The organism is Arthrobacter sp. I3, from assembly GCF_000520575.1.
GTDB classification, from domain to species: domain Bacteria; phylum Actinomycetota; class Actinomycetes; order Actinomycetales; family Micrococcaceae; genus Arthrobacter; species Arthrobacter humicola_A.
In genome coordinates this window covers 84441-98007 of record NZ_KI914962.1, presented here as the reverse complement: position 1 = coordinate 98007, position 13567 = coordinate 84441, and the positions used below count along the sequence as shown (strand labels likewise).

Annotated in this window: 14 protein-coding genes; 9 read left to right on the top strand and 5 right to left on the bottom strand. The window is 66.6% G+C overall.

Annotation, left to right across the window (positions count from 1 at the left end; genetic code table 11):
- The 3 genes from Y706_RS26780 to tgt all read left to right on the top strand — a co-directional run.
- The coding region (locus Y706_RS26780; RefSeq protein ID WP_043436684.1) for a DUF6707 family protein at positions 1-669 on the top strand (669 nt) is incomplete at its 5' end.
- A 52-nt stretch (positions 670-721) separates the two neighbouring features.
- Positions 722-1447 (top strand): SRPBCC family protein, encoded by a 726-nt coding sequence (locus Y706_RS0120475; protein ID WP_028278055.1) that lies wholly within the window; start codon positions 722-724, stop codon positions 1445-1447.
- A gap of 33 nt (positions 1448-1480) precedes the next feature.
- A complete protein-coding gene (gene tgt, locus Y706_RS0120470; RefSeq protein WP_028278054.1) occupies positions 1481-2779 on the top strand; it encodes a tRNA guanosine(34) transglycosylase Tgt in 1299 nt (432 codons plus the stop codon).
- 169 nt (positions 2780-2948) lie between these two features.
- On the opposite strand, the gene Y706_RS0120465 is transcribed toward tgt, so the two are convergent.
- Together Y706_RS0120465 and Y706_RS0120460 are read right to left on the bottom strand one after the other, a co-directional pair.
- Positions 2949-3968, bottom strand: a complete 1020-nt coding sequence (locus tag Y706_RS0120465) for a sugar phosphate isomerase/epimerase family protein (RefSeq protein WP_028278053.1) — start codon at positions 3966-3968, stop codon at positions 2949-2951.
- On the bottom strand, positions 3965-5143 hold the full coding sequence (locus Y706_RS0120460; RefSeq protein WP_028278052.1) for a Gfo/Idh/MocA family protein: 1179 nt from the start codon (positions 5141-5143) through the stop codon (positions 3965-3967). The genes Y706_RS0120465 and Y706_RS0120460 overlap by 4 nt, the downstream gene beginning before the upstream one ends.
- Positions 5144-5296: 153 nt before the next feature.
- On the opposite strand from Y706_RS0120460, the gene Y706_RS0120455 reads away from it, so the two are divergent.
- Both Y706_RS0120455 and Y706_RS0120450 read left to right on the top strand, forming a co-directional pair.
- The gene (locus tag Y706_RS0120455) at positions 5297-6310 is read left to right on the top strand and encodes a LacI family DNA-binding transcriptional regulator (protein WP_028278051.1); all 1014 of its coding nucleotides are present in this window, start codon (positions 5297-5299) and stop codon (positions 6308-6310) included.
- Between the two features lie 194 nt (positions 6311-6504).
- The gene (locus Y706_RS0120450; protein WP_028278050.1) at positions 6505-7446 is read left to right on the top strand and encodes a type IV toxin-antitoxin system AbiEi family antitoxin domain-containing protein; all 942 of its coding nucleotides are present in this window, start codon (positions 6505-6507) and stop codon (positions 7444-7446) included.
- 176 nt (positions 7447-7622) lie between these two features.
- On the opposite strand, the gene Y706_RS0120445 is transcribed toward Y706_RS0120450, so the two are convergent.
- Complete coding sequence (locus Y706_RS0120445; RefSeq protein WP_028278049.1) at positions 7623-8318, bottom strand: queuosine precursor transporter; 696 nt, start codon at positions 8316-8318, stop codon at positions 7623-7625.
- Between the two features lie 357 nt (positions 8319-8675).
- Between Y706_RS0120445 and Y706_RS26775 the strand changes: the two genes are divergently transcribed.
- Positions 8676-9500 (top strand): ABC transporter ATP-binding protein, encoded by an 825-nt coding sequence (locus Y706_RS26775; protein WP_052355117.1) that lies wholly within the window; start codon positions 8676-8678, stop codon positions 9498-9500.
- Positions 9500-10282, top strand: a complete 783-nt coding sequence (locus Y706_RS0120435) for an ABC transporter permease (protein WP_028278048.1) — start codon at positions 9500-9502, stop codon at positions 10280-10282. The genes Y706_RS26775 and Y706_RS0120435 overlap by 1 nt, the downstream gene beginning before the upstream one ends.
- Before the next feature lie 138 nt (positions 10283-10420).
- Here Y706_RS0120435 and Y706_RS26770 read toward each other — a convergent pair whose 3' ends face one another.
- Positions 10421-11884 carry an MFS transporter gene (locus Y706_RS26770; RefSeq protein WP_043436682.1) on the bottom strand — a complete coding sequence of 488 codons (1464 nt, stop codon included), beginning with the start codon at positions 11882-11884 and terminating at the stop codon, positions 10421-10423.
- Between the two features lie 157 nt (positions 11885-12041).
- Between Y706_RS26770 and Y706_RS0120425 the strand changes: the two genes are divergently transcribed.
- Together Y706_RS0120425 and Y706_RS0120420 are read left to right on the top strand one after the other, a co-directional pair.
- The gene (locus tag Y706_RS0120425; protein WP_043436743.1) at positions 12042-12926 is read left to right on the top strand and encodes a hydroxymethylpyrimidine/phosphomethylpyrimidine kinase; all 885 of its coding nucleotides are present in this window, start codon (positions 12042-12044) and stop codon (positions 12924-12926) included.
- Positions 12927-12957: 31 nt separating this feature from the next.
- Positions 12958-13320, top strand: a complete 363-nt coding sequence (locus tag Y706_RS0120420) for an iron chaperone (protein WP_028278046.1) — start codon at positions 12958-12960, stop codon at positions 13318-13320.
- A gap of 91 nt (positions 13321-13411) precedes the next feature.
- On the opposite strand, the gene Y706_RS30485 is transcribed toward Y706_RS0120420, so the two are convergent.
- Positions 13412-13567, bottom strand: coding sequence for a serpin family protein (locus Y706_RS30485; RefSeq protein ID WP_343213102.1), 156 nt, complete (start codon positions 13565-13567; stop codon positions 13412-13414).

The window sequence follows — 13567 nt, the reverse complement described above, 5'->3', positions numbered from 1 at the left end:
GTCGTTCCTCCCCAGCCCGTTGCGCCGCCCGCCGTGAGCGGACCCAGCGAAGCGGACCTGGCGCTCATCCCGGTCCCCGACGGCACGCCGGAGTCGGTGGTGGAGGCCGCGGCCGAGGCCCATCCGGGCGCCGTCGGGGTGCTCCTGCTCGGTGAACGGCTCGCCAAGGGCATCAACACCAAGTCCGGGAGCTGCCTGAAGGATCTCAGCGACCTCGCGCACGAGCTCTTCGTCACCCTCAAGGACCCCGACAACGCCCTGGCGGTCGCGGACCTGCTCAACGTCCTGCCGTTCGACGGCAACCCCGACCGCTGGGCCTCCGTGGAGTCATCGCTGGCGCTCTCCAGCTACATCTGCCGCCAGCTGGGTCAGGACCAGCGCGCCGGGATCTACGAGAAACTGCTCCGCGCGCCGGAGGCCATGGAAACGGACCCGTTCAAGGCCAGGATCAACGCCAAGGTGCGCCAGCGCTCGCTCAACGAGCCCAACCTGTACGACAAGGAAATCTTCCGCTCGATCGACAACGCGAACCAGGATGCGGAACGCGACTGGCGCCTGCTGCGGCTCGAGGCGCTCCTGTTCCTGCGCGCGCACGGCGGCTCCGAAACGATCGGCACCGTTGAGCTGGAACGCCGGATCGCCAACGAGCTCGAATCGGTCCGCGCCTGAGGTCTAGCGTTGGGCCCTACCCGTGGCGGGCACGGAGTTGTAGATTCACCCCATGACGAACAATCTGAGCGTTGTGATCAATTCCGACGCGCAGCAAGTTTGGACCATGCTGCGCGAACCCGCCAAGATCGCCCAATGGCACGGCTGGGTGGCCGATGACCAAGAGGCCGAAATCAACGAAATCTACTTCGGCCCCAATGTGGTCGAAGGCGCCGACCACACCTCCCTGGTGGTCGACGGCGGCGACGTTTTCACCCTGAAACCTGTCCCCACGGGCACGGAGGTCAGCGTCACCCGGGCGGCAATCGACCACAATTCCGAGTGGGCGGCCTGGGACGAGGACATCACCCAGGGTTGGCTGACATTCCTCCACCAGTTGCGCTTCTCCCTGGAACGGCACCCGCACGGCAAGCGCCGGACCTTCTTCTTCTCCGTGCCCGGCTCCGGCGGGTCCGCGATAGAGAAACTGGGGCTCAATGATGTCCCGTCGCCGGGGGACCCGTATTCGCTCACCCTGCCCACGGGCGAGGAAATCTCCGGCAAAGTGTGGTTCCGCAGCAACCACCAGGTGGGCCTGACGGTCCACAACTATGCCGAGCACGGGGACGGCCTGCTGATCGTGGCGGACCAGCCCGCCATCGCCGACGTCCGGCCCGACGGCGGATCCCTCGCAATCGTCTCCACCTACGACCTCGGGGCCCACCAGCTGGAGGCGGTCCGCGACTACTGGGACAAGTGGCGGGCTGAGAACTACCCCACATCGGATCCCGTCCACTGAGTCCTGAGCTGCGTTAGCTGGCACACTTGAACCGTGCCAGCCAATCCTGACTTCGCGTCTTCGTCCCCCGCGCCCGCCCGGCAGTCCGAATTCTCCTTCCGCGTGGGCAAACGCCTGAGCGAGGCGTGCCCGCCGTCGGCCGTGCAGGTTGCCGCCAACGGCGGTGAGTTCCTGGGCCGGACCGGCACCATCGCCACCCCGCACGGGGAGATCCAGACCCCGGCGTTCATCGCTGTCGGCACCAAGGCCACGGTCAAGTCCGTGCTGCCGGAATCCATTGCCGAACTCGGCGCGCAGGCGGTGCTGGCCAACGCCTACCACCTGTACCTGCAGCCGGGCGCGGACATCCTGGACGAGGCCGGCGGCCTGGGCGCGTTCATGAACTGGCGCGGTCCCACGTTCACCGATTCCGGCGGTTTCCAGGTGATGAGCCTGGGCTCGGGGTTCAAGAAGGTCATCGACATGAAGTCGGTGGACAATTCAGGGCCCGACGACGCCGTCGCCCCCGGGAAAGAACGCCTGGCCCACGTGGACGAGGAAGGCGTGTGGTTCAAGAGCCATCTCAACGGCGACCGGCACCGCTTCAGCCCCGAGATCTCCATGAACGTCCAGCACCAGATCGGCGCGGACATCATGTTCGCGTTCGACGAGCTCACCACGCTGCAGAACTCCCGCGGTTACCAGGAGGAATCACTGGAGCGGACCCGGCGCTGGGCCGAGCGGTGCATTACCGAGCACTTCCGGCTGACGGACGAGCGCGCCGGCAAGCCCTATCAGGCCCTGTTCGGGGTGATCCAGGGCGCCCAATACGAGGACCTGCGCCGCAAGGCCTGCCGCGACCTCGGCGCCATGAACTTCGACGGCTTCGGGATCGGCGGGGCGTTGGAGAAAGAGAACCTCGGCACGATCGTGCGCTGGTGCAACGAGGAACTGCCGGAGAACAAGCCGCGGCACCTGCTGGGCATCTCCGAACCGGACGACATCTTCACGGCCATTGAAAACGGCGCGGACACCTTCGACTGCGTCTCCCCCACCCGGGTGGCCCGCAACTCGGCGTTCTACCACCCCACCGGCCGGTTCAACCTCTCCGGCGCCAAGTACAAACGCGACTTCGGCCCGCTGCAGGAAGGCTGCGACTGCTACGCCTGCCTGAACTATTCGCGGGCCTACATCCATCACCTGTTCAAGGCCAAGGAGATGGTCTCGGCCACCCTGATCTCGATCCACAACGAACGCTTCGTGGTGAAGATGGTCGACGACGCCCGGCTCGCCATCGAGGCCGGCAACTTCTTCGAGTTCAAGGCCGAGACCCTGGCGAACTACTACTCCTAGGGCGCCCCCGGCGTCGGCGGCGTCAGCGTCGAGGGCGCCCCGGCGTCGAGGTCGCCCGAAGCGTGCAGGGTCGCCGGAAGTTTCCGGCGACCCTGCACCGTTCCGGCGACCTCGAGGTTTTCCAGAGTACGACGGCGGCCCGCTACTCGGGTGCCGGGCCGTCAGGCCGTCAGTTGGTGAGGTGCAGCGACGCCGCGAGTGCCGAGTCGGCGTCCCGCAGGACCTTGGCCGCCACTTGGAGGCCCTCGATCCGGCCCAGGGAGACGTCCTCGTGCTCGATGTTGACCAGCATGTCCGGGTCCACCTCGTAGAGCGCGCGCAGGAACTCGGTCCAGTAGGCCGTGTCGTGCCCGCGGCCCAGGGCAACGAAGTCCCAGGCGGAGTCCTTGGGCCATTCGTTGGCCCACTCGTCGCCGCCGAGGTTGGTGCGGTTTTCGTCCGGGGAGAGCCGCCGGAAGCTGTTGTCGAGGACGCCGTAGAGCGCTGCGTTGGCGGTGTTCACCCGGACGTCCTTCGCCGCCGCCTGGAAGACCAGCGGGCCGAGTTCGCGGACCACCGCGACCGGATCCATCTGCTGCCAGAACAGGTGCGAGGCGTCGAGCTCGACGCCGACATGGGTCGCGTTGGTGAGCTCGATGAGCTTGTGGACATCGGCGGTGTTGAACACGATATTCTGCGGGTGCAGCTCCAGGGCCACCTTCACGCCATGGTCGGCGGCCAGGCGGTCGGTTTCCTTCCAGAAGTCGGCCGCGATGCCCCATTGGTAGTCGAGCACGTCCAGGGCCGCCGAGTTCCAGGCGTTGACCACCCAATTGACCGTTGTGGCCCCGGGTTCGCCGCCCGGCAAGCCGGACATGGTCACCACACGGTCCTGCCCCAGCCGCTGCGCCAGCCGGATGGAGCGACGGATGTCCTCGGCGTGCTTCTCGCCGATTTCACGCTTCGGGTGCAGCGGGTTGCCATTGCAGTTCAGGCCGGCAATCGAGACGCCGGTGCCCTCGAAAATCGCGAGGTAGTCATCGCGGGCCGCATCGCTTTCCAGGATCTGGTCCATGGTGGGGACGTGGACGGCCGGCAGGAACCCGCCCGTGTTGATTTCGACGCCGGTCAGTCCGAGGTTGGCGATGACCTTGAGGGCCTCGGGAAGTGGCCGGTCGTGCAGGATTGCGTTGTAGACGCCGAGTTTCATTGCGTGATTTTCTTTCCGTTGTTGAGGGCGGATTCGGTGACTGCGCCGAGCAGCTCCATGTTGCGCACGCCCTCGTCGAACGTGGCGCAGCGGGGCAGGGAGTCCGCCTCACTGAGGCCGGCGACCTCCTCGAGGAAGGCCCGGGCCTGGTAGCCGAAGGCGTCGTTCTGGCCGAACCCGACGCTCGGCGCGTCCATGGCCAGCCCGCCCGCGATGTAGGGATGTCCGGGTCCCAGGATCACCTGGCGGTAGCCGTTTTCGTTGGCCGGGCCGTCGTTGAGGAACAGCTCGATCTCCGCGGGGCGGCGCTGGTCGAACCGGGCGGCGCCGTTCTCGCAGAAGACCTCGAAGATGAGGCTGTTGGCGTGCCCTGCGGCGACCCGGGAGACCTCGAAGCCGCCTGCACCGTTCTCGAATTCGGCGGAAAACACCGCGTAGTCGTCGTTCTCGACCGGCTCGAACGTGTCGCTGACCGCGGAGTGGTCGTGGCCCATGACGGCGCCCAGCGGCAGCGGCCGCTTGTCGATCACGGTGCTGAGGCGTCCGCCGCTGATGGACTTGATGTCGCCGCAGAGAAACTCAGCGACGTACGTCAGGTGGCTGCCGACGTCGGCCAGGGCGCCGGAACCCGGGCCGCCTTTGTAGCGCCAGCTCATGGGCGCCGACGGGCTGAACCCGTAGTCGGTCCAGTAGCGGCCGCTGAAGTGCAGGACGTTCCCCAGCACGCCGGTGCGGATGAGGTCCCGGATGTAGGCGATGCCCGGTGTGCGGCGGAAGGTGAACCCGATACGGGCAATCGAGCTGGCGTTGCGGGCCGCCTCGGCCATGGCGCGGGCGTCCTCAATGGAGTCGCTCAGCGGCTTCTCGCACAGCACGTGCTTGCCGGCGGCCAGCAGGCCTTCCACGACTTCGCGGTGGAGGGAGTTCGCGATCACGACGCTCACGACGTCGATGTCATCGGCCTCGGCGATCGCCTGCCACGAGGTGTCGTGGCGTTCGTAGCCGAAACGCTTCGCGGCCAGGGAACCGAACTCGGCGTTGACGTCGCCGATGGAGACCAGCCGCATAGGAGGAAGAACCGGGCTGTAGAGCGCCGTCGCCGTGCGGTACGCGGCCGCATGCGCTTTTCCTGCCATTCCGGCGCCGATTACGGCAACTCCCAAACTGTCAGCCATCGATTTCTCCTTTGAAATTCGGTCAGGCCGACGGCCCGACGATAGAAATTGGAGCGCTACAAAATCTGGCGCTGAACAAAAGCGTAGCTATGTGCATATGTCCTGTCAATGGTTGACCGGTTATCCTCGGATGAGACGTGAAAGGCCCTGCAGATGTCGTTGAATACCCCCAGAACCCGCCGCCCGACGATCTACGATGTCGCCAAGCGCGCCGGCGTCTCCCCGTCATTGGTCTCGCTCGTGCTCCAAAACCCGTCAAAGGTCAGCGAGAAGCGTCGGGAGGCCGTCCGGGCGGCAATCTCGGAGCTCGGTTATCGCCCCAGCCGGGCGGCGACCACGCTCGCCAGCAGCCAGACGAAAAGCATCGGGCTGGTCATTGACGACTTCCGGAACCCCTGGTTCGTGGACCTCCTGCGCGGCATGGAATCCGTGTTCTCCCCCCACGGCTACCAGGTCACCCTCGCGGATTCCCGCCCGGGCGAGAACCGCATCACGGAGGCCGTGGACGGCCTGCTGTCCATGCACGTGGAGGGCCTCGTCATCGCCGCCGAGCCAAGCGAGTCCATGATGGCCGGCACTTGGGTTCCCGCCGTCGTCGCCGGCTGGCGGAACGGCGTTCCGGCCGGCGCCGGGCTCATCACCAACGACGACGACGGCGGCGGCCGCATGGCGGCGGAGCACCTGATCGGGCTCGGCCACACACGCATCGGACACCTCTCTGGTTCCGGCGGCGCCGCGGCCCACCGGCGGGAGGGCTTCCGCCGCCGCATCCTGGAGGCCGGCATCGAGGTCAGGATCGCCGGTGAATCCCGCGGCACCTCTGAGGAGGACGGCTATGCGGCCGCCTGCTGGGTCCTTGACCACCACCCCGACACCACCGCCCTGTTCGCCGCCAATGACACCATGGCCCTGGGCGCCTTCGCCGCAGCCAAGGCCCGGGGCCTGTCCATCCCGGAAGAGCTCTCCGTGATCGGCTACGACAACTCCCCGCTGGCCAAGTCGCGGTACCTGGACATGACCTCGGTGGACAACCGGAGCGACATTGTCGGGTCCGGCGTCGCAAGCGCCCTGCTGGGACGGATCCAGGACCCCGCCCTCGAGCCTGAGCGCCAGCTGATCGAGCCGGACCTCATCGTCCGCGGAACCACCGCCCGCGTTCCCGGCTGAAGGGGCCCCCGCCGAATTCGCGGGAAACCACCGAGTTCGCCGTAACTTTGCGGCGCCCTCGCCACGTTCCGGCGAATCGGGCGGCGTCCAAAGCAGCCGTCCCCCAAAAGAAGCCAAGGTGCGGCGCTCTCGTGTTATCCACATACCGACGGCGGGGCCTCCCGCCCGCTCCTGCAGCGGCCGAAGCTGGTGGCATGACGCATAACCCCGTGCTGGAGCTGCCGCCGACCGGTAACCTCTGGCGCACCGAACAGCTCCTGGATCTCGGCTTCAGCTCGCGCACTGTCCGCTCGCTCCTCGATTCAGGCACTCTCGTCCGGCTCCGGCACGGCTGCTACATCCGCGCCAGTCTCTGGAACGTCCAGTCGCCTACTGTCCAGAGCCGGCAGCTCATCTACGCGCATGCCCACGGAACGCGTACGACGTCGACAGGTGCCTTCCACTACAGCCACACTTCCGCAGCGCGCCTCCGCCTTCTCCACCTGTGGGAAGTGGATGACATGATCCATGTCCTCCAGAAGGTACGGCCTTCGAACGAGCGTCACGGCAGGGACGTCCGCTGCCACACGCGCCCCTTCGCCGACCATGACGTCGCCGTGGTGAACGGCCTCCGGACCACTTCCCTGGAGCGCACGACGGCCGACTGCGCCATGTTGCTGCCCTACAGGCAGGCGTTGATCCTCACCGACCACGCGCTTCGACTCGGCGCGGACCCGGGCGCCCTGCAGGCCATGGCAGATGATCTGGACGGCCGCCGGGGCATTCGGACTTTCCGCCGCGTCCTGGCCGCGGCCGATCCGCGCTCCGAATCTCCCGGCGAGACCCTGACCCGCGACCTGATCCTGCGGCTGCGGATCCGGCCACCTGAGCCGCAGCTGGAAGTGTCGAGCCGCGCCGGGCGCCATCGCCTGGACTTTGCATGGAAGGAGGAAAAGGTCGCCCTCGAGTTCGACGGCAAAATCAAGTACTTCGACTACAGCCCCACGGCCGAGGTGCTCTTCGAGGAACGGCGCCGGGAGAAGGCCTTGGTTGAAGAGGGCTGGCGGTTCGTCCGTGTGGAGTGGAAGGACCTCTTTCGCGAGCAGGAATTCAAGCACCGTCTGCTTCGTGCGCTGGCCGGCCGCCGGTACCCCTGAGCGTCGAATGCGTTGCGGCGCCCGGCACCCCACAGCCCGCACCCCACACCCCAAAGACTCGAATTCGCCGGTAGCGCGCCATGTCGTCGGAAACTTACGGCGACACCGCGGGTTTCCGGCGAATTGGGCGGCTGCTGGCTCCGAACTGGCCGGCGGCCGGAGGATGAGGAGGAGTCCTAGGCGCCGTAGCTCGGTTCGCGCTTCTTGACCCAGCCGATGGCGAGCGAGGTCAGCGGGACGAAGGCGAACTCCACGAGGGTCTTGTAGAGGAAGCCCACGAGGACGTAGTTCACGAACATCGCGGCGTCGGTAATCCCGATCACGGATGCGGCGATGCTGCAGAAAATCAGGGTGTCCACGAACTCACCCGCCACGGAGGAGCCCATGATGCGCGCCCACAGGGACCTTTCCCCGGTCCGCGCCTTCATCTTCACCAGGATCCAGGAGTTGATGGTCTGGCCGGCGAGGAAGGCCAGCAGCGATGCCAGCACAATCTGCGGGACCGGTCCCAGTGCGCCTTCCAGAGCTGCCTGCTTGGCGGAACCGTATTCGTCGTCGAACCCCGGAAGGGCGATGATGACCCAGTAGCAGATCGATGCGAAGACGGACAGCGCAAAGCTGGTGATGATGGCCTTGCGCGCCACTTTGAAGCCGTAGACCTCGCTGATGACATCGCCCAGGATGTACGACAGCGGGAAGAGGAAGAAGCCCCCGTCGGTGATGACGGGGCCGATCGCTACGCCCTTGGACGCCCCGATGTTGGACAAGATCAGCACCACGGCCATGACAGCGAGCATGATGCCGAAATGTGGGGATCCGATCGAGGCGAACCTTGGTGCGGCTGACGCCGGGAAGGTCTTGGCGGAAGTCATGGGTATTCCATTCGTAGTGGTTCGCTCGGCGGCCCGCACCCGCAAAGGGAACACGCTGGGCGGCCGGCTGTATTAGCACTGGACGGTCCCGGTAACACAAGCAGCCGGAACCGCCTCCATTCTCGCACCCGACGGCGCGGGCACGGCGGCCTGGGGTGGCGGCACGGGAGTCTGGGCGGCGGCCAGGAGCCGCGAGTTCGCGGCAAGCCCTCGAGCTCGCGGTAAATGTACGGCGACCCGGCGCGCTTCCGGCGAATTCGAAGTCGCAGCGCTTCCGCACTGCCCATCCTATGAAGCTTGCCCGCACCCTGTGAACGCTCCGGGCGTGGTGGCAGGATGGGGCCATGGAGGAGCCCCATGCCTGACACCGCGGTTTCCACGCGCGCCCTCGTCAAGCGGTACCGCGACGTCACCGCCGTCGACTCGCTCAACCTCGACGTCCGCCGGGGCGAGATCTACGGGTTCCTCGGCAGGAACGGGGCGGGCAAAACGACCACCATCCGCATGATGCTCGGCCTGATCCGGCCGAGCAGCGGGGAGGTGAGCGTCCTAGGCCAGCGCATCATCCCTGGCGAGACCGGCGTGTTCGCCCGCGTTGGGTTCCTCGTCGAGACCGCGACCGCCTACCCCAACCTCACCGTGCGCGAGAATCTGGACATCCAGCGCCGGCTCACCGGTTCGCCGCCGCGGTCGGTCGCCGACTCGATCACGCTGCTGCGCTTGGATCCTTATGCCGATCGGCGTGCCGGGCAGCTCTCGCTCGGCAACAAACAGCGTCTAGCCCTCGCCCGCGCGCTGCTGCACTCCCCCGATCTGCTCGTGCTCGACGAGCCCGCCAACGGCCTTGATCCGGCCGGCATTGTCGAGATCCGCGAGCTGCTCCGTTCGCTCGCCGACAAGCGCGGCGCCACCGTCTTCATGTCGAGCCACATCCTCGCCGAGGTCGCTCACCTGGCCGACCGTATCGGTATCGTCCACGACGGCCTTCTCATCGAGGAGTCGTCGCGCGACGAACTCGCCGCGAAGGCACGCGCGTTCGCGACCGACGCCTACACCCCGGAAGAGCGCGAGCAGGCGCTGCTCACACTGGATCTGGAGCGCTACTTCCTGGCGCGGACGGGCGATGCGCGCGGTGCCGATGGCCGGAGGACCGGCGCTTCGTCCGAGGGCGGCGCGGTTTGATGTTCGGTCAGGTTCTTGGCACCGAGTTCATGAAGCTCCACCGTGCCAAGGCGACGTGGGCCACGCTGGCGGTGCTCGCGATCATGCCGCTCGGTATTGCGCTTTTCATGTGGATCGTGCGCGAACCGGGGCGGGCGGCCCAGCTGGGGCTTCTGGGTACCAAAGCGAGCCTTGCCGGGCTTGAGGCGACGTGGCTCCAATACTTCTACATGCTCACGCTGGTCTTCGGTGTCGGCGGGATGCTGCTGCTGACCTTCATCATCGCCTACCTGTTTGGCCGGGAGTACGGTGATGCCACCGCCAAGAACATGCTCGCTCTGCCCGTAGCCCGTCATTGGTTCGCCGTCGCCAAGCTGGCGGTCGCGGCCGTATGGTGGATGGCGCTCATCGTCATAGTCCTCGTCGAGGCCATGGCCATCGGACTGGTGTTGGGGCTGCCGGGGTTCTCGGCAGAGTTGGCCGCGGCGGGAATCGCACATGTGCTGCTCGCTGCGACGATCTCGTTCCTGCTCGCGCCTGTGGTCGCCTGGATCGCAGTGTGGAGCGGAGGCGAAGTGGCCCCCATCGCTTTCTCGCTCGTGATGCTGGCCCTGGGCAATCTGTTCGGCAAGACCGGCTGGGCGGAGTGGTTCCCTTATTCGATCGTCCCGCTGCTGATCGGCATGGTGGCCGATCCTGTCGGCTCGCTCCAGCCAGGCAGCTATGTTGTGCTCGCGGGAACGTTCGTGGCGGGCACCGCCGCAACGATCCTGCAGCTGCGGTTCGCAGACAACGCCCAATAGCGTGGGCCCGGGCCGCCGTCGTTGTCGCCGTCCCTTCGCTCCTTAGGCCGCGAGTTCGCCGGAAACGCGCCAAGTCGCCGTAAGCATACGGCGACCCGGCGCGCTTCCGGCGAATTCGAGGACGGCCTGCGGCCTGCCCTAGCGGCGCGAGGCGTCGATGAGGTCCTTGTCCTCGTCCCTGCCGCCGTCGCCCGGACCACCAGCAGCTGCCCCCGCGGCCGCGCCCGGACCGGCAGCCGCCCCCGCGGCCGCGTCCGGACCCGCAGCCGCCCAGGCGTGGCCCTGCTCGTGGTCCAGGTGCGTGGACTTCTTATTCTTCAGGGCGAAGATGTAGACCAGCAGGGAGATGCCGATGGCCACGGTGACGTAGGTGAAGAACAGCTCTTCCTGCCCGGTCTTCTGCAGTGCAGCGCCGATGAGCGGGACGGTGCCGCCGAAGAGAGAGTTGGCGATCGCGTAGCCCAGGCCCACCCCGAGGGCACGGATGGACGCGGGGAAGAGCTCGGCCTTCACCAGGGCGTTGATGGACGTGTAGCCGCCTACGATCAGCAGGCCGCCCATCATGAGCAGGAACGCGGTGATCGGATCCTTGGTCCCGGCGAGCGCGGACAGGAGCGGCCAGGTGAACAGGACGCCGGTGATGCCGAACCACAGCAGCAGCGGTTTGCGGCCGACCTTGTCCGAGATGATGCCGTAGACCGGCTGGAGCAGCATGAAGATGAACAGTGCCCAGAAGTTGATGACCGACGTGTCCGTCTTGGCGATGCCGGAGGTATCGTTCATGAACTTCAGGATGAAGTTGGTGTACGTGTAGAACGCCACCGTGCCGCCAAGGGTGATTCCGATGCAGATCATGAGCGGCTTCCAGTAGCTGGTGAACAGCAGCTTCATGGTCCCGGGCTGCGCGTGGCCTCCCACGGCAGGGGCCTTTGCGGCCTCGAGCTGTTCGGCCGAGACGGTTTCCTCCATGGAGCGCCGCAGCCACAGGACCACCAGCGCGGCCACGCCGCCCACCGCGAACGGGATGCGCCAGCCCCACTCGGTCAGCTCGGCCTTGGGCATGGCGTTCTGCAGGACGACAAGGACCAGCAGTGCCAGCATCTGGCCGCCGACCAGGGTGACGTACTGGAAGCTGGAGAAGAAGCCGCGGCGCTTGGAGGTGGCAGCCTCGGACATGTACGTGGCGCTGGTGCCGTACTCACCGCCCACGGAGAAGCCCTGGATCACGCGGATGAGGACCAGCAGGATCAGAGCCCACAGGCCGATCACGTCCTGGGTGGGCAGCACCGCGATCGCAAAAGAGCCGGCGGACATCATGGTCACGCTCAGTGTCAGCGCGGCTTTGCGGCCCTTGCGGTCGGCGTAACGGCCAAAGAACCAGGCACCGATCGGGCGCATCAGGAAGGACGTCGAGAAGACCGCCATCGCCTCGAGGCCGGCCTGGAGCTCGTCCTTGGAGTTGAAGAAGTGCGCCTGGAAGTACGCCGCGAACACGGTGTAGACGTAGAGGTCGTACCACTCGACAAGGTTGCCGGCCGAGCCTTTGAGGATGTTGCCGACGGCTTTCCGGGTCTGGGCCGCTTCTGTCAGTTGGGTGCTCATCAATGAACCTTCCTGGATCCGGCGCCGCCTGTAAGCAACACCGTCCGCCACCCTAGTCCGCGTGATCCGGAACACTCAGGTTTTGTTCATACTGTTCATGGAATGTTTGTTCATGAGCACAATGCTGGCGGTTTTGGCGGGATGGCAGGATGGGACCATGACTTCTACCGCATTCGGTTCCGCCGTCTTGACTGCTTCCGATACAGCTACAGAGCCCGCCTCCTCCCCCGCCGTCGTGCTGACCATCGCAGGCTCCGAAGCGACCGGCGGCGCCGGCGCGCAGGCTGACCTGAAGACGTTCCAGGAACTCGGCGTCTTCGGGATCGCGAACCTGACCTGCATCGTGTCCTTCGACCCCAAGGACAACTGGAACCACCGCTTTGTCCCGGTGGAGCAGCAGGTCATCGCGGACCAGCTGGAAGCGACGACGGCGGCTTACGGTGCCGCGTCCGGCGCGCCGGCTGTGCTGGACACCGTCAAGATCGGCATGCTGGGCAGCCCGGCGACGATTTCGACCGTGGCCGCGGCGCTGGCGGCCGGGCAGTTCGCCAACGTGGTGCTGGATCCGGTGCTGATCTGCAAGGGCCAGGAGCCGGGCCACGCCCTGGACACCGACCAGGCGCTCAAATCCCACATCCTGCCGCTGGCCACCTTCGTCACGCCCAACCATTTCGAGGCCGAGTCGCTCTCCGGGCTGGAGATCACCGACGTCGAGTCCCTCAAGGCCGCCGCGGTCCGCATCCATGAGCTCAGCGGCGCCGCGGTGCTCGCCAAGGGTGGCGTGCGGCTCGAAGGCCCCGACGCCGTCGACGTCTACTACGACGGCGAAACCCTGGAAGTCCTGTCCGCCCCGAAAGTGGGTGAGGTGGCAGTCTCCGGCGCCGGGTGCTCATTGGCCGCGGCGGTAACGGCCGAGCTCGCCAAGGGCGCGACGCCGCTGGCTGCCGCCCGGACGGCGAAGGCGTTTGTGACCGCCGGCATCCGGAACCGTGTGGCCTCGGGCGCCCCGTTCGATGCCGTGTGGCAGGGCGGCCCGCGCTAACTCGTTGCTGGGATCGTTGGAGGGAAGGGCAATGGCACAGCACTTTGAGTCCGTGGCGGAATACATCGCCTCGTTTCCTGCTGACGTGCAGGAGGCGCTGCAGGAAATCCGGCGATGCTGCCATGCCGCGGTACCCGGATCAGGGGAGATGATCAGTTACGGCATCCCGACAATCACGCTCGGGGGCAGATACGTCGTATATTTCGCGGGCTGGGCGCACCACATCTCCGTCTACCCCGTGCCCGACGGCGACGAATCGCTGAGCACGGAACTCGCCCCCTACCGCGCAGCGAAGGGCACCCTGAAGTTCCCGTTGCGGAAGCCTGTCCCGTACGAGCTGATTGGAAAAGTGGCGGCGGCCCTGGCACAGAAGCGCCGGAGCGGGACGCCCTAAGCCGCCGAGTTCGCCGGAGTCCCTCCAGTTCGCCGGAAGTTTACGGCGAACTTGAGGGCTTCCGGCGATGTGGGTCCCGGTAGGCCGCCCGTCAGCGCGGGTCCGCGACCTTCCCCATGAAGACCGGGAGCCCGGTTTCGGTGTGCACGACCTGGTAGAGGAACGGCCGGTCGAAGTCGATGGTCTGGTCCGGGAGGGGCGGCACACCGGTCACGGCGCCGTTGATCTGCGTCACGGCGGCGGCCAC